Source organism: Synechocystis sp. PCC 7339, from assembly GCF_019924095.1.
Classification (GTDB): Bacteria; Cyanobacteriota; Cyanobacteriia; order Cyanobacteriales; family Microcystaceae; genus Synechocystis.
Genome location: NZ_CP063659.1, coordinates 1,566,287 through 1,585,185 on the forward strand (window position 1 = coordinate 1,566,287; position 18,899 = coordinate 1,585,185).

The 18,899-nt window shown below is 49.2% G+C and carries 9 protein-coding genes and 2 pseudogenes; 6 read left to right on the top strand and 5 right to left on the bottom strand.

The genetic code is table 11. From position 1 onward, the window contains the following. The first annotated feature begins 276 nt into the window (after positions 1-276). Positions 277-6,201 carry a translocation/assembly module TamB domain-containing protein gene (locus IQE94_RS07430; protein WP_223343022.1) on the top strand — a complete coding sequence of 1,975 codons (5,925 nt, stop codon included), beginning with the start codon at positions 277-279 and terminating at the stop codon, positions 6,199-6,201. A 175-nt stretch (positions 6,202-6,376) separates the two neighbouring features. Continuing rightward, complete coding sequence (locus IQE94_RS07435) at positions 6,377-6,826, top strand: hypothetical protein (protein ID WP_223343023.1); 450 nt, start codon at positions 6,377-6,379, stop codon at positions 6,824-6,826. A gap of 77 nt (positions 6,827-6,903) precedes the next feature. Here the strand turns inward: IQE94_RS07435 and IQE94_RS07440 are convergent, their stop codons facing one another. The 3 genes from IQE94_RS07440 to IQE94_RS07450 all read right to left on the bottom strand — a co-directional run bounded on the left by IQE94_RS07440 (position 6,904) and on the right by IQE94_RS07450 (position 11,186). Continuing rightward, positions 6,904-7,785, bottom strand: a complete 882-nt coding sequence (locus IQE94_RS07440) for a phosphatidate cytidylyltransferase (RefSeq protein WP_212717166.1) — start codon at positions 7,783-7,785, stop codon at positions 6,904-6,906. A gap of 136 nt (positions 7,786-7,921) precedes the next feature. Further along, complete coding sequence (gene cbiT / locus IQE94_RS07445) at positions 7,922-8,515, bottom strand: precorrin-6Y C5,15-methyltransferase subunit CbiT (protein WP_212722323.1); 594 nt, start codon at positions 8,513-8,515, stop codon at positions 7,922-7,924. A 142-nt stretch (positions 8,516-8,657) separates the two neighbouring features. Further along, complete coding sequence (locus IQE94_RS07450) at positions 8,658-11,186, bottom strand: glycogen/starch/alpha-glucan phosphorylase (RefSeq protein WP_223343024.1); 2,529 nt, start codon at positions 11,184-11,186, stop codon at positions 8,658-8,660. 514 nt (positions 11,187-11,700) lie between these two features. Between IQE94_RS07450 and IQE94_RS07455 the strand changes: the two genes are divergently transcribed. The 4 genes from IQE94_RS07455 (at position 11,701) to IQE94_RS07470 (ending at position 16,925) form a co-directional block, all read left to right on the top strand. Further along, on the top strand, positions 11,701-11,970 hold the full coding sequence (locus IQE94_RS07455) for a thylakoid-associated protein (protein WP_223343026.1): 270 nt from the start codon (positions 11,701-11,703) through the stop codon (positions 11,968-11,970). Positions 11,971-12,309: 339 nt separating this feature from the next. Next, on the top strand, positions 12,310-13,893 hold the full coding sequence (locus IQE94_RS07460) for an ABC transporter permease subunit (RefSeq protein WP_223343027.1): 1,584 nt from the start codon (positions 12,310-12,312) through the stop codon (positions 13,891-13,893). A gap of 179 nt (positions 13,894-14,072) precedes the next feature. Continuing rightward, entirely contained in the window at positions 14,073-15,770 is a 1,698-nt protein-coding gene (locus IQE94_RS07465) for an iron uptake porin (RefSeq protein WP_223343028.1), read from the top strand. 378 nt (positions 15,771-16,148) lie between these two features. After that, positions 16,149-16,925, top strand: a complete 777-nt coding sequence (locus IQE94_RS07470; RefSeq protein WP_223343029.1) for an EAL domain-containing protein — start codon at positions 16,149-16,151, stop codon at positions 16,923-16,925. A 76-nt stretch (positions 16,926-17,001) separates the two neighbouring features. Here IQE94_RS07470 and IQE94_RS07475 read toward each other — a convergent pair. Together IQE94_RS07475 and IQE94_RS07480 are read right to left on the bottom strand one after the other, a co-directional pair. After that, positions 17,002-17,811, bottom strand: a pseudogene (locus IQE94_RS07475) (IS630 transposase-related protein). Between the two features lie 384 nt (positions 17,812-18,195). Continuing rightward, positions 18,196-18,624 (bottom strand): annotated as a pseudogene (locus IQE94_RS07480) (transposase); the annotation flags it as partial. Positions 18,625-18,899: the final 275 nt, after the last annotated feature.

The window sequence follows — 18,899 nt, forward strand, 5'->3', positions numbered from 1 at the left end:
CCTGGGTTGATGCCCTAAAATGCCAGGGGCAGTTTTTCCCAGTTGACCAATGGTGGAGAAAAGGGGCAAAAACTGGGTTAACAAGGCCGGCGTGACCCCAAATATTTGCAAACCCGGCCTAATTTGACCAATTTGTTCTTACATCTCACAATTTCACAGTTCACCCTAGACCCCTTTCTCCGCTAAAACAGAAACTAACTATCCCTGGCGGCGGTCTAGTCTGTTTAGGCCCCATGGTCAGTGAGTCGTGAACTGAGTTGATTTTGCCAAGTACCCATGAGCAACAATCCTTCCCCTCACAGTGCGGGGGCGATCGCCAAATTGAGACGTTGGCTAACTAGACCCAGCACCCTGATCACCCTGGGTGGGCTGGCGGTGGCGGGTACGGGTCTATATCTGGGAGGGCAACACCTGGCCTACCGGGAAGCATCGCCATTTTTAGAGTCGGAATTATCCAGATTGTTGGGGCGGCCGGTGGATATTGGCCCGGTGGAGGATTTTCGTTTACTGGGCGTAAGGCTGAGCAATTCTTCCCTACCACGGACGGCCGATGATGCGACGGCGATCGCCATTGAAGCCATTGAAGTAGATGTCAATCCCTTACCTTTTTTGGTGGGAAGGCCAGTGGAGGTTAGCGCCACCATTGTTAATCCCCAGGTGACCCTGGAGCAACAACCCACGGGGCAATGGACCACCATCACGTTACCAGAGGGGGAGAAGCCCTTTTCCCTCCCCCTGGATTTAACGGTGGGGGTAACGCTGGAAAATGCGCAACTGCAATTGTTACCCCAGGGTTTTCAGCAAGCGGTGGAAATTACCGCCGCCGGCCAAGGCGGTTATCAATATCGGCGTCAGGGCGACCAACAAACGATTAGCTATGACCTAGGGGTGCAATTAGCTGGCAGTGATCTCCAGGCCCAGGGGCAAACGGTCCTCAATACGGGGGAAAGTCAAGCCGATGTCACCATTAATCGCCTCGATTTACCTGCTTTAGCCAGTCTTTTACCCCCTTTACCCGTGACAGTGGAAAAGGGCCAGGTGTCCGGACAGGTGCAAGGTACCCTACCCAGTTGGCAACAGTGGTCCGCTCTGCAAACCGTGGGCGATGTTAAGTTGGCGCAACTCCAAGCCCGCATCGATAAGGTCAAGGCCCCTTTGCAAGTCGGTTTAGACCTGGGATTGACTGGGCAAAAGTTGCAGATCAACCAGGGCACTATTAACCTCGGCCCCCTCAATGCTGTGCTCCAGGGCACCATTGACTGGCGATCGGGCTACGAGGTGCAGTTCAGTACCAAGGCCATTGACACCGCCGCTTTCCTCGATACCATTGCTGTGCCCCTCCCTTTACCGATCACAGGGCAAGTGCAGGCCCAGGGACAGTTACAGGGGGCTCTCACCAATCCCCGACTCCAGGGTCAGTTAACAAATGTGGCCACAGTGAGCCTTGACCGGGTTCCCCTCAATCGTTTGGCGGTAAATTTCCGGGCAGATTTAGACCAAGTTGCCTTGGCCAATGTCAGTTTACGACCCGTCAGTGGAGGGGAAATCCAGGCTCGGGTACAGTCCCCTTGGAAACTACGGCAATTACTAACCTCCGAAGCAGACAAGTGGCAGTGGCAGGCCATTCCGGTGACAGGTCAGGTCAGTGGGGCGATCGCCACCATGGCCTTGTTAAATACCTACGAATTGAATTTGCAGCAGGTGGAAATTGGTAACCTGGGTTTTTCTGGCCAGGCTGGGGGCACCTTGGGCAATCCCCGTTTAAATGTGCAATGGCAAACTACCGATGGCGATCGTCAGGGCCGTCTTAACCTGGGCACCAGGGGTGAAGCTAATTTGGTGGGGCCTAAATTAACCCTAACCCAAGCGGAAGTAAGCACCAACCAAGGTTCTTTCAACGTGCAGGGCCAGGCTAATTTTGCCCAGGACCGTTGGCAAGCCCGCTGGAACACTGCCCAATTTCCCCTGCAGCCCCTTTTGCAAACCCTGTGTGGTCTAGAGAAAAGTAATTTTTGCTCGCCCCAACTTATCGCGCAACCCCTCACCCTTACCAGAGGCCAGGGCAATGTGAGCGGGGAAATTTTTGCCTTTGACCCCAACGTTTGGCAGGGCAATGCCGATATCCAACTAGCCAGTCAGCAACAAACCGCCGCCATTAGTGCCAATTTGACCAGGGGGCAAGTCCAAGCAGAGGTAGAAGCTCGCAACATTGCAGTTGATCAATATGTGCCTGTCCTAGCCGCGCCGGTGGCCCTCTCCCTAATAACCGCCCAAAGCCAATTTCCTTTGGCCCCTCTGTTGACGGGGCAGTTACCCCTGGGGCAAATACAGGCCAGTAGTCAATTCACCGCCTTGGTGGACGATCGCCAAATCAATGGCAATGCCCAATTGCGGGAAGGTACAGTACAGACCAATGCCACCCTGGGGGCGATCGCCCTTAATCCCTTTTTACCTGGGTTACCGGTGGCAGCTAGGTTGAACACAGGAGAAATCCAGGGCAGTGCCTTTGTGGGGGACATTAATACCTGGGAAGATGTGCGTAATTTTGACCTTAACCGTCTCCAGGGCGAAGGGCAGTTAAACCTCACCGTTGCCAATGGCCCCGTAGCAGTGAAAGGTTCTCTACTCAATGGCAACCTAGGGGCAATCGCCAATGTGGGGGCCATTCCCCTCAACGCCCTCGCTCCCGAAATTCCTGTGCCTGCCCAAGTGCAGAGGGGACGTATCTCCCTAGGGGCTAATCTGGCCGATCTGGTGCAAGCCCAGCCGGATTTGAGTCAGGTAGCGGCGATCGCCAATGTGGATTTGGAGGTGGCGGGGGGGACTGTAACTAGTGTGAGTGCCCTGAAAAATCTCACCTGGCAAAGTCGGCTTACCGCAAAGGAAATCAATCTCAATCCCTTACTGGCCAAATATGGCAGCACCCTGGCCCCAGTGGAGGGGGAAGTTCGACTAACGGGCAACTTAGCTAATTTATTTACCACCGCTAATAATGCGGGCACCATCCCCGTCACAGTGCAACGGGCCGCTTTCCGTAGTGGGCCCCAGAACCTCAATGCTGATGGCAAGATTACCATTGGCCACTTCCGCCAACGTCCGGCCCTGACCAATGTCAATCTCAATGTCCGCAATGGCCTCAGTTTTGCGCCACTGCCCATTGATGCCCTACTGGCCCAACTGCCCCTGGCCCCGGAATTTCGTCCCCAAGCTTTGGCCCTGGAGGGCACTAGTCAATTTACCGGGCAGTTAATGGGACGCAACGTCACTGATTTGGCAGATTTAAAATTAGCGGGCAATCTGGAGCTCAATAACTTAGCTGTTAATGGTTTTGGCTTTGAACCCCAATTGCGGGGCCCCCTGTCCGTCCAGTTAAATCAAAATTTCCTAGTGGATCTCGAGGGGCAAGTTGATCGCCTTGCAGTCAATCTCAAACCCTGCCGGGGCAATTGCTTATTTCCCTACCTTCCCACCAGCTTTAACCTGCGTCAGGCCTATGGTCGGGAGCAACCCATCCTCGCCCAGGGCAAACTCAACGGCGATCGCCTAGCCATGGGAGTAGAAGATTTTCCCCTCGCCATTTTAGACCTGCGGCCAGGGCTACGTTACCAAATTGCTGGGCAACTGGATGGCAACCTCAACGCCGACCTAGTGGTTAACCTCCGCAACGGTAACGGCCAGGGCAATTTGGCTATTGATGCCGTTAGCCTCGGCTCCTCGGCGATCGGTGAAGTGACAGCGGCCCTGGCCTATCAAAATCAAACCCTACAACTCAAACAAGGCCAGGTTCAAACTCCCATCGGTCAATATCAAGCCCAGGGCTCCCTCAACTTCAGAACCGAAGCCATCCAAGCGAAGGTAAACGTCAACGGTGGGGAAATTGCTCCCTTGCTGGCGGCGGCCAACATTTCTAATGTGGGCTCCCTACTGCGGCTAACCGGTTTAGAGTCCATCCCTAAGGAATCTGCCGATATTGTTGGCCCCCTCAGTTTGGGTAACCCTGATGGGCCGTTGGAGAATCAACTCAATCTCCTCTACGTCATTGACCAGCGCATTATCGCCCTCGCCCAGCAGTACGAACGGGGGGGCGTACCTACCCAGTTAAATGTGCAAGGTAGTTTTGATGCGGCCCTTAACCTGAATGGCACCCTACGGGAGCCTACCCTCGGGCTCAAAGTACAGGGCAGAAATTGGAGTTGGTACCCCCAAGGGCCCTTTCCCAACATTGTGCCCCCCATCGGGCTAGTGATGAATGAAACCCGCTTCCTGCCCATTGAACAGTTTCAACTGGAAGCTAAATTTGCTGACGGTCGTCTGGCCCTACTACCCTCTTTTGTGCAAATTCGAGAATCTCGCTTGGGGGCAGAGGGAATTTTCTCCCTAGAAAAAACCCAATTGCAATGGTCGATAAAGGATTTTAATCTGAACAATTTGGACTCTTTTGTGGAAATGTCCTCCGCCTTTGGTGCCCGTCTCAACGCCGAAGGAAGTGTGGCCCTGACCGCCACTGGCCCTGCCCTATCGGGAAAATTCAACTTTGACCAGATCACCCTCAACGCTAGGCCGGTGCCGGAAGAAGTGGGGGGCCAATTCGATTATCAAAATAATTTATTACAATTGGTCACTTCGGAAGCTTCTCCCCTCTACTTGCGGGCTGATGTGCCCTTTTATTGGAATCCCCTGGAAGCCAGGGCCGCAGAGGTACCAAGTATTTTTAGGGCCGAATTCAAAATTCCCCCTAATTCCTTGGAGTTGCTGGACGTAGTCAGTCAAGAACAATTGGTCTGGCTGGGCGGGGAAGGGCAAGCGGATCTAAAGGTAGAAGGGAAAATTGAGCAACATAACGGCATTGGCATTTCCGATCTTAGAGCCCTGGGTAAGGTCAGTCTCAATGGAGCACAAATTAGGAGTGCCGCTCTACCAACCCCGGTGCAGGTGGATGGGGAAATTCTGTTTAATAACACAACGATCGCCATTGAACAGTTAACGGGGCAACTAGACCAAAGTCGGATTGAAATGGCTGGTGTACTACCTCTATTTGATGCCCAGCCGGGCTTGGAAAATCCCCTCCAGGTCAGCATTAAACCGACCAATATCACCATTCCCAATCTTTACCAGGGTAATTTAGCGGGGTTAGTGACCGTCGAAGGTTCTGCCCTGGCCCCGAAACTTACCGGAGACGTAGCCTTAGCCAATGGCAGGGTATTTGTGCCAGACCGGAGCTTGGACAGCCAACCAAGCCGCATTGCGGAATTACGCACCAGACTGGGTTGGTTCAAGGGCACAAGGCGATCGCCCCTCGTGGAACCCCAGTTGAACGACCTACGCATCACCCTGGACAATCTTCATATCGAGCAGGAGCCTCTTTATGTGTTTACCTTTGGTGGTGGATTAACGGTCAATGGCCCCCTGACTGACTTTAACGATCTGCGGGCCGATGGCACCATTAGCCTCGACCGGGGTCGGGTCAGCTTTTTTGATACTCGCTTTTTGCTCGATCGCCGGGCCCCCAACACAATTACGTTTTATTCAGATGAAGACCTAATTAACCCCAGCTTGAACATCGCCATGCGCACCATTGTGTCCGATCTGCCCCAATCGGCCCGGATGCGCTCCCAGGAAACCAATGAATATCCCGACGACAGTCTAAATCAAATTGAGCGGATTGATGTGCGCCTCACCATTGAAGGCAGTCTGAGCCAAATTTTACCCAATATTAATCCCCGCTACAGCGCCGTTTGTGACCCCACCGTCACCTTCCGTCCGCTCACAGGGGTGGGGAGTTTTGATGAATTTCAGCTCGATCGCCTTTCCCGTTGCCTACAAATTCTGGCCGCCCAGGGGGTAGATAACGAACAAATTTTTAGCAATCCGGCTCTGAACCTGACCAGCAGTCCTCCCCGTACCGAAGGGGAAATTGTCCGCCTCTTGGGAGAACAGGTGATTGTTTTGGTGGATGCGCTCCAGGGCAAAAACTCCAGCCAACTACTACAGGTGGGCATTACCCAACTAGCGATCCCAATGATTTTCCAAGGATTGGTCTACGACGTGGAAACGGCAATCAGCGACAAAATCAAGAGCACGGACTTCCGAGTGGTGCCTTTCCTCGAAGCTATCTATGAGGTGGAGGACAAAGGCTATATGCGTTTCACCTACGATTACAATTTCAGTCAGTTCATCATTCGCTATGAGAAACAGTTCTAAAACTGGCACCCTGGAACCTGAAGCTAATTTTTTGTTAAGGTGGGGCAAATTTCAGCTTTTGCGGTTCGGTGGTTTTCCCTCAGAATGAGATGCTCTAGTCCCCAACTAACGTGGAGTCACCAAGGCCCAATTGCCCACCCCTAGTTCCATCGATTGTGTTAGGAGAATTAGTCCCATGTGTGTTGGTTGCTTTGTTGTTTCTGCTTTTACCCTATTTATGCCCCCCACAGAGGCTCCGGTGCCTAATGGTTTGAACTTTGATGGGGCTCCCCCTACCATGGAACAAAGTCAGGCGATCGCCAGCCCCATGGCCGAGCAAGCAGAACTGGAACAATTGCAAGTGGCCATCGAGGAAATGGTGGCCTCTTTTCCAGATAACGCCGAAGGACAAATGTTGAAAGATAAATTTGGTGAATTAGAACGTCAACTCCAAGCCACCGATGACTTGGCAGAAGCTAACAATATTTTGGATGAGGGTTTTGAGGAAATTAAACAAAAAATCCTTGCTTCCCCCCATGCAGATGAATTAATCAGCTTGATGTACGAAATTCGGGAAGCCCAATTTGAACGACTGCAGGTTTTTGCCCCCACCATCCCCAGTACAAAAAATGGCTGGTTGAGCTAACTCCATTGGTTAGCTAATTTTCACTTTCACTCTTCATTCCCCTGGCGATCGCCAGGGAAAAACTCAAGGATGTTCAATCAAAGGTTGTTGAGCACAGGCAATAGTAAAACGACAAAGTAATAAACTAGGGGAGCGGTAAAAACATAGCTGTCAGTGCGGTCTAAAATACCTCCGTGCCCCGGAATTAATTGACCAGAATCCTTCACCCCTGCATCCCGTTTCATCATTGACTCCGTTAAGTCCCCCAGCAGACTAACTATGCCGATTAATAGGCCCAGTAAAGCGCCGGTAATTTCCCAATAGGGCCATTGCAAATACCAAGCACCCAATACCCCCACCAGTAAACTTCCCCCCACTCCCCAGAGGGAACCTTCCACGGTTTTCTTGGGGCTAATGTCCGACAGGCGGGTACGTCCCAACCATTTACCCATAATGTAGGCGCCAATGTCTGCCGCCCAGATACAGGCGAAGGCGAGGATGGTAACCAGTAAGCCAGCGGGAAATTTTTCTGGATGGGCCCAGGACTCGGGCCAAAAGCCATTCAGGGGCAAGTGTAATCCCATGGGGTTAACGGCTCCGTCCCTCAACCGCAGTCGGACCCAATAGCTTGGTAAATAGCCGCCATAAAACAGGCCCAGTAACGATGTGGAAATATCGGCAATGGTGGCCATTTTGGGTTGAAACAGCAAATAAAAGCAGATCAAAGCCCCCGTTAAAGGAAAAAACGCATCGGTTAGGTGGGGGGTCACCGTGGCCGACAGTAGTAACATTAATGACAGCACCATGGTGGTCTTAGCGGCTGGCGCAATGCCCTTAGCCCTGACCATTTGGAAATATTCCCGCAACCCCAGATAAATCACTAAGGCGATCGCCGCGCTAAAGTACCAACCCCCCAAAATTAACAGGGAAAACGCCAAGGCAATGCCGATGACTGCACTAATAATTCTCTGGGTGGGCATGGTAAAGGTAAAAAAGACCAAAAATAAGGGAAAGTGTCAACCCTGCACTGAACAAAATTCACTGTTTGTTAACCTTTTCTTAGTTTTTATTTTAGAACAGAAGCAAACCCCCAGGCCCTCTTCCTGATTTACCCGGCTAGGACAATTTTTCTCCCGCCAAAATAAAAGTGGGGTCCACTGCAGCAAAAACCTGTTGTAAGCCCCGTTTTTCCAGACGATTTACCCCCGCTTGCACTACCTCTACATTGCGGACTTGTAAGGCCGACAAAGTTTCAGAAATGCCATAAAGACTTTCCAAATTACTCGCTGTTGCCACCAAACGACCCCCGGGAGCTAAATGGTCCCAGGTTTCCTGCAAGATTTGCTTAATGGGGCGGCCTCCCTCAATGCAGATATGGGTGGGATGGGCAATTAACTGGGATAAACAGTCTGGGGCACTGCCCTCATGGACACTCACATTAGTTACCCCAAACCGTTCACAGTTGCGACGAATTAAACCCGCTACCTCCTCATCCCTTTCCACTGCCACAATGCGACTGCGGGGACACAGTAGGCCCAGTTCCACCGGAATGGTGCCAGTGCCAGCCCCAATGTCCCAAATGATGGACTCCTCCTTCAACCGCAAAGCAGAAATAATCAGCAGGCGTACCTCCCTTTTGCTGAGGGGAATGCCCGGTAATCGTTCAAATAGGCCATCTGTAATTCCTGAGGTCTTATAGGGCCAGAGCATGGGCTTAGTTTCTCCGCTGACAGTTAAGCCACCATTGTCCCCCCATTGTTCTGGAAGGGGAAATGATGGCCGATACAATCCTAGTTTTGTCTGGGCCAATAGGGTCGGCCAGACTGTCGATTTCGTTCTTTAGAGTTAAAAACTAATCAACATATTCGGGGTGGTATTCATTCAGGGAAATTTTCACCGGAGGCACATTCCAAATTTCCTGACAGTATTCCCGAATAGTGCGATCAGATGAGAATTTACCCATGCGGGCCGAGTTGAGAATGGACATTTTTGTCCACCGGTCCTGGTCGGCATAGGCTTTGCTGACCTCATCTTGGCAATCCACATAGGCTTGGTAGTCCGCCAGCAACATATAGGGATCGTGGTGGAGCAAAGAGTCCACAATGGGACGGAATAGCTCGGGATTGTTGGGGGAAAAGTAACCTTGGGCAATGCGGTCAATGACAGCTTTGAGGTCAAAGTTATTGTCATAGAAGGTGTGGGGATGGTAGCCGTTTTCTTTCATGGCATACACTTCCTCAGCGGTCAGACCAAACAGGAAGAAGTTTTCCGGCCCGGCTTCCTCCCGGATTTCGATGTTGGCGCCGTCCAGGGTACCAATGGTGAGAGCTCCATTCATGGCGAATTTCATGTTGCCCGTACCGGAAGCTTCTTTACCCGCAGTGGAAATCTGTTCTGACAGGTCAGCGGCGGGATAAATCCTTTGCCCGAGGGAAACATTGAAGTTAGACACAAAGACAACTTTGAGTCTTCCCCGCACATCGGGATCGTTGTTTACCACTTCCCCCACAGCATTAATCAACTTGATAATTAATTTGGCCATGAAATAGCCGGGGGCAGCCTTACCACCAAAAATGAAGGTACGGGGCACCATTTCCATGTGGGGATTTTGTTTGATGCGGTTATAGAGGTGGATAATTTCTAAGGCCGCTAGGTGTTGGCGCTTATACTCATGAATCCGTTTTACCTGCACATCAAACAGGGAATTAACGTCGATCTGGACATTGCGATACTTGAGCAGATAGGCCGCTAAGTTGCGCTTGTTATTTTGTTTAATTTCTCGCCAGCGTCGACAAAATTCCGGATCGTCAACAAATTTTTCAATTTGTCGCATTTCATCCAGGTTTTTTAGCCAACCATCGCCAATTTTTTCTGTTACTAAGGCAGAGAGTTCTGGGTTGCTGAGCAAAATCCAGCGGCGGGGGGTGACGCCATTAGTTTTGTTAAAGAACTTCTGGGGCCAGAGCTTGGCAAAGTCCCGCAGGGTATCTTTTTTCAGCAGTTCGGTGTGGAGAGCGGCTACCCCGTTAATGGCATGGCTACCGACACAGGCCAGGTTGGCCATGCGGATTTTTTTGCCATGGTGTTCTTCAATGAGGGAAAGACTGCTCACCAGGGCGTCATCGTTGGGGAACCAGGTTTGTAAACCAGTCAGGAAGCGGTGGTTAATTTCGTAAATAATTTCCAAATGACGGGGCAGGAGTTTAGCGAACAAATCCACTGACCAGCGTTCCAAGGCTTCCGGCATCAGGGTGTGGTTGGTGTAGGCGAAGGTTTTTTGGGTGATGTCCCAGGCCTTGTCCCAGTCATAGTCGTAGCGGTCTACAAACAGACGCATCAGTTCGGCGATCGCCACGGCGGGGTGAGTATCGTTCAACTGGATAGCAGTAAGTTCGTAGAAAGTATCAAGGTTGTCATGGTGGCGGAGGTGGAGCCGAATCAAGTCCTGCAGGGAGGCGGAGACAAAGAAATATTGTTGGGCGAGGCGTAATTCCCGGCCGGCCGGGGTATTGTCGTTGGGGTAAAGGACTTTGGAAATGGTTTCTGCATCCATTTTTTCTGCCACTGCCCGGTCATATAAGCCAGAATTAAAGGCTTCAAAGTTGAATTCTTCACTGGCTTCCGCTTTCCAGAGCCGGAGGGGATTGACCGTATTGGTTTGGTAACCGGGAACGGGGGTATCGTAGGGAATGGCCAGAATAGTCCTTTCGGGAATCCAGACCACTTTGGGTTGGTTCTTCTCGTTATGGATAATTTCCGTGTGGCCCCCTAATTTTACCTCCAACGATTCATCGGCCCGGGGAATTTCCCAGGGGTTGCCAAACCGCAACCAGTTGTCGGGCACTTCCACCTGCCAACCGTCCTGAATACGTTGGTGAAAAATGCCAAACTCGTAGCGGATGCCATAGCCGATCGCCGGCACTTCGAGGGAGGCGAGGGAATCGAGGAAGCAGGCGGCCAGACGACCCAAGCCACCGTTACCCAAACCGGGATCCGGCTCCTGCTCAATAATTTCGTTTAAGTCCAGGTCAAATTCCTTCATTACCTGGTCAATTTTGTCGTATAGCCCCAGGTTGATGAGATTATTGCCCAAATGCCGCCCCATCAAAAATTCCGCTGATAGATAGCACACCACCTTCACCTTTTCCTGCTTATAGGTGGCCACGGTCTTGATGAAACGATGCAATAGGCGATCGCGGATGGTATAGGCCAGGGCAACATAGTAGTCGTAGAGAGTTGCCTGGGAACGATCAATCCCCTGTAGATAAAAAAGGTTATCCAAAAAGGCCCGCTTCAACGTGCCCACACTCATGCCAGTGCGGTCATCTTCAATTTTGATAGTGGTTTGAGGGGAAGTGTTTAGGGTAGATTGATCAATCATTGATTGTTCCTGATGAAAAAGTCGGGGTGACATCACCCAGGCTAGGCGACGCTAGCTCAAAGTACAGATGCCCGATCGCCGTTTATAACCACCATAGTTACTGCGACAATTTAGGCTCACAACAGCGATGCTAACTCTAGAGTAGTGTAAGGTCTCTGCCAAGACTCTACACCCATCCCATCGAGCATTGTTAGGGACAGTTGACACAGGGACGAGAAAAACTAACTTGGCTTTGGCTACCAATCTGAAATCATCGCAGTGAAGAAATTCTCCATGGCAGCCGATGGCGATCGCCGGCTCTGGTTCTAGTCTCAGCTTTTCGGGGTGACTGGAGAAAACGATGGGGCAAAGGATGTCAGACTTTGGTGATATTCCCCTGGAGTTTCCCCTGGGGGAGCCGAGGCCGGTCATTATAATGGAGACGTGCGATACCGATATCCATTGGAAGTGGTCTGCACCGCCCTGCTTCCCCTTAAACCTTTGCCTGTTTAGGGATATTAGCGGTTTTAGCCCTATGAACACCCGGTTTTTTGAAGAATACCAAACCCAGTTGCTGGACTGGCAGAAGGAATTTTTTAGTACTTGGATGGAAAGCTTGCCCAAAGGCACCGCTGAAATTAAATTGACCGATACCTTGGAAACCAGTCTTAAATTACAAGAGGAAATGGTCAAAAGTTACCTAGAAGCCCAGGAAAAATCCGCCACTATGATGATTGATGCCCAGAAACAATTTTGGGATAACTATTTTGAAGCCCTAAGGCAACAACCCGTACCCGCCAATTAGCCTGATTGAAGCTTGTTCAAACAATGGCCTTAGTGCTTCGATTCAGTCCCGCTAGTCGTCTCGATCGCCGTTGTTATAAACTCGAAATTATGCGTTTTCCCCCGGAGAATTTTAGGATTCTGTGGGGGTTTGCTTTTGCCTCGAAATCGCCCTAATGTGCCTTCTCACCCGGCCCAACCTAGGAAAACTGTATTCTGCAATGCTGTTTTAGTCGGCTTTTGCGAGAATACTGGGCAAGGTTATGAACAGTTTATTAAGTTTGTTAATGGTTCTTGGTGGAGCTCTCCTGATTGGGGGACAATGCCAAGGAAATACTGGCAACAATGAGGAGTAGAGGGCATGGTGAAACTAGGCCATTGGGGCAAAACCTGGCGTTATTATTTGTTGCTGGCTTTGGGAGTACTGCTGGCGATCGCCATACCGTTATTACCGGCCTTTTCTCAGGTTTCCCGCAAAACCATCATTGTGGCCACGGAACCAACCTTTCCTCCCTTTGAAATGACCGACGAAGCTACGGGGCAATTAACCGGTTTTGACGTTGATTTGATTAAGGCGATCGGAGAGGCGGCCCAGGTCACTATCGACATCCAGGGCTATCCCTTCGACGGTATTATTCCCGCCCTGCAATCCAATACGGTGGGGGCAGCCATTAGTGCCATTACCATTACCCCGGAGCGGGCCCAGTCGGTGGCTTTTTCTAGCCCCTATTTCAAATCGGTGTTGGCGATCGCCGTGCAGGATGGCAACGACACCATAAAAAATCTGAAGGATTTAGAAGGGAAAAAATTAGCCGTGGCGATCGGGACCACTGGGGCCATGGTGGCCACCAAAGTACCTGGAGCGAGTGTCACCAATTTTGATTCCATCACTTCCGCCCTGCAGGAATTGGTGAACGGTAACGCCGATGCAGTGATCAACGACCGCCCAGTGTTACTCTACGCCATCAAAGATGCGGGTCTCAAGAACGTCAAAATTGGGGCCAATGTGGGCAGTGAAGACTATTACGGCATTGCCATGCCCCTAGCGCCCGCGGGGGAAATCAATCAAACCAGGGAAGCGCTCAACCAGGGCTTATTCCAAATTATTGAAAATGGCACCTATAACGCCATTTATGAAAAGTGGTTTGGCGAGAAAAATCCACCTTTTTTACCCCTAGTTGCCCCCTCTCTGGTGGGTAAAGTGGGTACGGCCCAGACCCTGACTGAACGCAGTCAAGCCAGCCCCAGCGACCATTTTCTCATCACCCTGTTCCGCAATCTCTTTAAGGGTTCCATTCTCACCATTTTGCTCACGGCCTTCTCGGTGTTCTTTGGCTTAATCGGTGGTACCGGGGTGGCGATCGCCTTAATTTCCGACATTAAACCTCTGCAACTGCTCTTTCGCATCTATGTGGAGTTTTTCCGGGGCACTCCGATGCTGGTGCAACTGTTCATCATTTACTTCGGTTTACCGGCCTTGTTTAAGGAAATTGGCTTGGGAATCACCATTGACCGTTTTCCGGCGGCAATTATCGCCCTCAGTCTGAACGTGGCCGCCTATTTAGCGGAAATTATCCGGGGGGGCATTCAATCCATTGACCGGGGCCAGTGGGAAGCCTGTGAATCCCTGGGCATGTCCCCTTGGCAAACCATGAAAGAAGTGATTTTTCCCCAGGCTTTCCGCCGCATTTTGCCGCCCCTGGGCAACGAGTTTATTACCCTGATTAAGGACACCAGTTTAACCGCTGTGATTGGCTTCCAGGAGCTTTTCCGGGAAGGGCAATTGATTGTGGCCACGACCTATCGGGCTTTCGAAGTTTATATTGCCGTTGCTTTAGTTTATTTACTCCTCACCACCCTTTCTTCCTTCGTCTTCAAATGGCTGGAAAATTACATGGACCCCGTTGGTCGGGCCAAGAAAAAAGCAAAGGCAGCGACAGCTTAACTTGGTTTTCTCCACTGCTAAAACCCTTGTTCTGTGCAGGCAGCCGATGATCTTCTCCACCTATCAAGTCAGTTTTATTAACCCCTTTGTTAATTATATCTAGCTGACCAATCTCCCCACCATCTATTTTTTATTTGCATCTAGTGTCTGACTTTTTCATTAACTAAATCAATTAAAAAATGAACTTCACCAAACAGTTTGCTTGCCTATCTTCCCTAGGGATAACTGTATTAGCCACGGCCATTGTGGGATTAGGAAATACGGAGTCCATCCTCGCCCAGTCCTTAGATAATTTAGGCAATTTATCTGCCCAGAATAATTTTCCCCAACGGCGGCGCTTGGGACGGACTTTTTCCGTCGATAATAACGCCCAAACCTCCGTTAGCAGTTTGCAAACTACCATGGGGCAGGTAACCAGTGTTGATCAATTGCGGGATGTGCAACCCACTGCCTGGGCCTATGAAGCTCTGCAAAGCCTGGTGGAGCGCTATGGCTGTATTGTGGGCTATCCTGACCGTACCTATCGAGGCGATCGGGCCTTGAGTCGCTGGGAATTTGCCGCTGGTTTAAATGCCTGTATGAATGTGATGGAAAGGCTGTTACAGGAAAACATGGCGGTGTTACGGGAGGACATAGATAAACTCAAACTTTTGGCCCAGCAATTTCAACAGGAATTGAATACCTACGGCACCCGCATTGATAACCTAGAAACTCGCATTGCTTATTTAGAAGATCACCAGTTTTCTGTCACCACTAAGTTAACTGGGGATTCCATTTGGGTTGTGTCAGGGGTTGGAGGCAGTGAACAGGCAGATGCTCCGCCGGATCAACCGGTGCAAAATGGCGAAGTTACCGTTAACTTTCGTCAAAGAATTAATTTTAATACTAGCTTTTCTGGGGAAGACAATCTGTTGGTGCGCTTACAATCAGGCAATTTTTTCTTGGCCCGAGGCGGTAGTAATTTAACGGATTTTAACTTTGCCGCCACCGAAGAACAGGGCAATTTAAATGTTAATAAAGTTCAGTACAATTTCCCCGTTGGCGATCAGGCCCGCATTTGGCTAGCGGGTAATCGCATCACCATGGACGACATCATGGACCCCCTCGCTCCCTACACCAATTCCTTCACCGATGGGGCGGTGTCTTTCTTCGGGGCGATCGCCCCTATTTATTTACCCAACGACAATTCTGGTCCCGGGGCGGGTTTTTCCTATAGTTTCACCGATGACCTCAGTTTGGGAGGCTTTTATTCCGCCGGTAAGGGCTTTTCCCCCAATCAAAGTGAAGGACTATTTAACGGTCAATTTGGGGTGGGGGCCCAGTTGAATTATGTCCCCGCCGCCAACACTGGAGTGGCTTTTTCCTATCTCCATAACTACATCCCCCAGGGGCAATACGACAGCTTTTCTGCTTTGGGCTTCACCGGTTTGGCCAACACTGATAACCCTTTTGATGACGCCGCCAGTAGCACTAACCATTACGCCGTTATTTGGACCTGGCAGTTAGCCGATTGGTTTAGCCTGGAAGGTTGGGGCATGTATAGCGATGCAACGGCCAAAAGTGGCGATCGCCAAGGGGATACGGCAGACATTTGGAACTGGAAAGTTAGCTTAGCTTTTCCCGATTTGGGTAAGGAGGGCAATGTGGGCGTCGTATCAGTAGGACAACCCCCCTATGCTTCCTTTATCAGTAATAACAATAATGTGCCTGATATTACCCCCGCCACCACCGACGCCCCTTGGTTTGTGGAAACCTTTTACCTCTACCAATTCAACGATAATATTTCCCTTACCCCGGCCTTTTGGATTGGCATTAATCCCGCCAATGGCCGAGATCCCCTCTGGGTAGCCGCTTTAAGAACTAGCTTTAAGTTTTAGCTGTTCAAACAATCTCACTTTATAGCTCTGTTAATGGTGTCATCACAGGTAGACGTTTTCTTTTATGTCACTTAACATTTGCATAGCAGCTATATTTTGAAGTCTCATTTGTCCCCATTTCCGGAAATATAGCCTCATCGGATTTACAGCGGTTACGAAATCTTAGTGGCACAGCAAAACTCTGAAGGAAATAAGTGTTATTACTGTTTTTTATATATCAACCTGATTCAGAATTTGTTGTATCGTAAGTGTTTAGACAGTTGCCGTCTTTTGATGCTCCCTTATCTTCTCAACACTCCGTGCCTTCTCCCCTCTTTTTCCAAAATTCCCCCACTCTGATGAAAAAGGGATATTTGGGCTATCAACTCACGGAGCTGGATGATCACCATTGATGCAATTCGCGCTGGTTTAGATCAGGGCGAGTTTTTCCTAGAGTATTTACCTGTTGTCAGACTTGTCGAGCGCCACTGTGTCGGTGCGGAGGCTTTGATTCGGTGGAGAAGGCCATCCGGAACGGTGATGCCGGACCAGTTCATTCCCCTGATCGAGGACACTCCCGTATCGGGGTTGCTGACCTATTGGGTAATTGAAACCATGGCGGCCGAGTTAGGCGAGTGGCTCCGGGTCCACGAAGAGGCCCATCTCAGTTTCAATGTACCGCCGGAAATTCTGGGGCGGGGCGGACTGGAGTATGCCGCAGACAAGACTGGGTTGGCGCTCCTCCGGCGACAGCTCATCCTTGAAGTAACCGAAAGAGGATTGCCGGATCGATTAGGCCTTGCCGCTCTCGAAGCGGCTACTCACTCTGGTGTTCGAATTGCCCTTGATGACGTGATGCTAGGTGGTGCAAATCTGGCTATCTTGTCCCGTTGTCCCTTGGATATTATTAAGATCGACCGGTCCCTCGTTGCTCAGATCACTGCCGATTGCCCCTGTCCGGAGTGGCTTGGGGGGCTTTCAGCCTTGCTACAATCGACCCAATTAGAGGTCATTGCTGAGGGGCTCGAAAACGAAATACAGGTTCTGGCGCTCCAATCTGCAGGGGTTTCGATGGCCCAAGGGTATTACTATTCGAGTCCTATCCCGGCTGAAGAATTTAAAAGGTACTATTGGTGTACACGGGGACGGCCGAGTCAAACTGGCGATCGCAGTTGAGCTAGGTAGTTAATAAAGCAAGCCCACAAGGTATCAGAAAAATTGGTTTATAGCTAATTAAAATAATTGTGAGATATTAAGTTATGCAGTAATCTCGAATAATTTTATCTATGCTGGTACCCAGAGGTGCATACATTCTCGCCCTCTTTAATGCACTAAAGTCATGCTTTATATCATTCAAATTTGGAGAATAAGTTGGCAAAAATAGAACCATATTTTCTGCTGATTCTACTATTTCTCTAATCCTCGTCTTTCGATGAATGGGGGCGTTATCCATAATCAAAAAGAATTCAAGCCATCCTTCAAAACCTGTTGCATTTAAGCTTCCGGTGAATAACATCCGCGCTATTAAGTCTTTTTGCGTTTTTCTTCTTCCTGCTAGAAGATTTTTTCCCCTTTTCCCCTGCTTTTCTCCATATACTCTTTCTCCTTTTTTAGACCATCCATAAAGTGAGGATACAAATTCCTCAAAACCAGCTTCGTCTATGAATACTAGACTTTCAATACCTTATATTACAACTAACTGGCTCAAGATTGTTTGATATTCTGCTCGTTTTTGGGCATCTCTCTCTTGATAAAGTAACTGTTTTTTTCTAGTAATTTTCATTTTTTTGAATTGATAACAGAGTGAAGCAGGAGTTACACCAAATTTTTTAGCTCTTTCTTTTAGAAGCATATCAGGATTGTTTTTCACATCCTCTTCCAATTCTTTTATGTTTATCTTACCTTGGCGGTTCTCAACTTTCGTTGCCGCAAGTTCTTCTCTGCCCAACCAGCGATAAATTGTTGCTCTGCTCACCTTAAATATTTTCGACGCCTTTGTGATTCCACCGCCACTCTCGATGAATTCTATGACCTTAATACGTAAATCAAGATCGTAAGCCATGACTGATTTAGTTATTTATGAATTCTTATATTATTCTTACAAGATGTTACCATAAAATCCCGACAAAACGTTTCATAACTAGCTATAACTCTCTTCCATCAGTCTAGGCAGATAAATAATAAAAGTTGTCCCACAAATTTACTAGATATTTCAATTTGTCAAGTTCATTAACCCTGTTAAAAAGCTTAGTCAATTCTCTCAAAAGATGGGCAATTGGAAACACTTTCACCCATTTTTTAATAAGGCTTACTGCATTGAGCACGGAGGTAACAAGCCTAAGATTATTTAGCCAGGTCTGAGAGTGATTTAAATTTTGTATAAAGAGGAAAATTAAAGAGAAAAGCGTTCAGGAAAAAGAATAGCAAAATGGGAAGCAGCAACTCGCTAATCTCGGATAGGGTGTTGCCATTTTTTAGTGAAGTTCCTCATGGCTAAATATAATAGCGTAAAGACAGAATCTTCGTCGGGAAAAACGGCTTTGGTTTTAATTACTTTACGTAAAGAACAGTTCATGGACTCAATAGCATTGGTGGTATAGATTACCCATCGAATTTCCATGGGATAGTCAAAAATGGGAATGACATGCTCCCAATGATGTAGCCAGATTTGAGTCATAGCGGGGTAAAGGTTATCCCATTTCTGGGAAAAAGCATCCAGAGCCGCTTCTGCCTCCTCCAAGGTTACGGCCTGGTAAATAGGCTTCAAATCTGTCGCCACTGCCTTGGGGTCTTTCCAGGGGACAGAGTTAAGGCAATTACGCATCAAATGGACAATGCATAGTTGGACTTGGGTTTAGGGATAAACTGCCTCAATCACCCATCAAACTCTCAAACATGTCCACGACTATATTTATTATCAATATATGGTTCATCTCTTCCGCGAGTCCATTTCACTGAAGCGTAATATTCAGACATTCTTTGTCTCCTTCAGGCTAGTTGATGCTTAAACATTTGTCGTATTATTGTACCGATATTTTCTGGATGGTCAACTCCTAGAGGGAAAAAAATAGAAACTTTCTGAATAATTTTTCGATGGACAAACCGCCTAAAAAGTTCCTTGAACAGGTTCACGATGTCATTTCTGTGAAG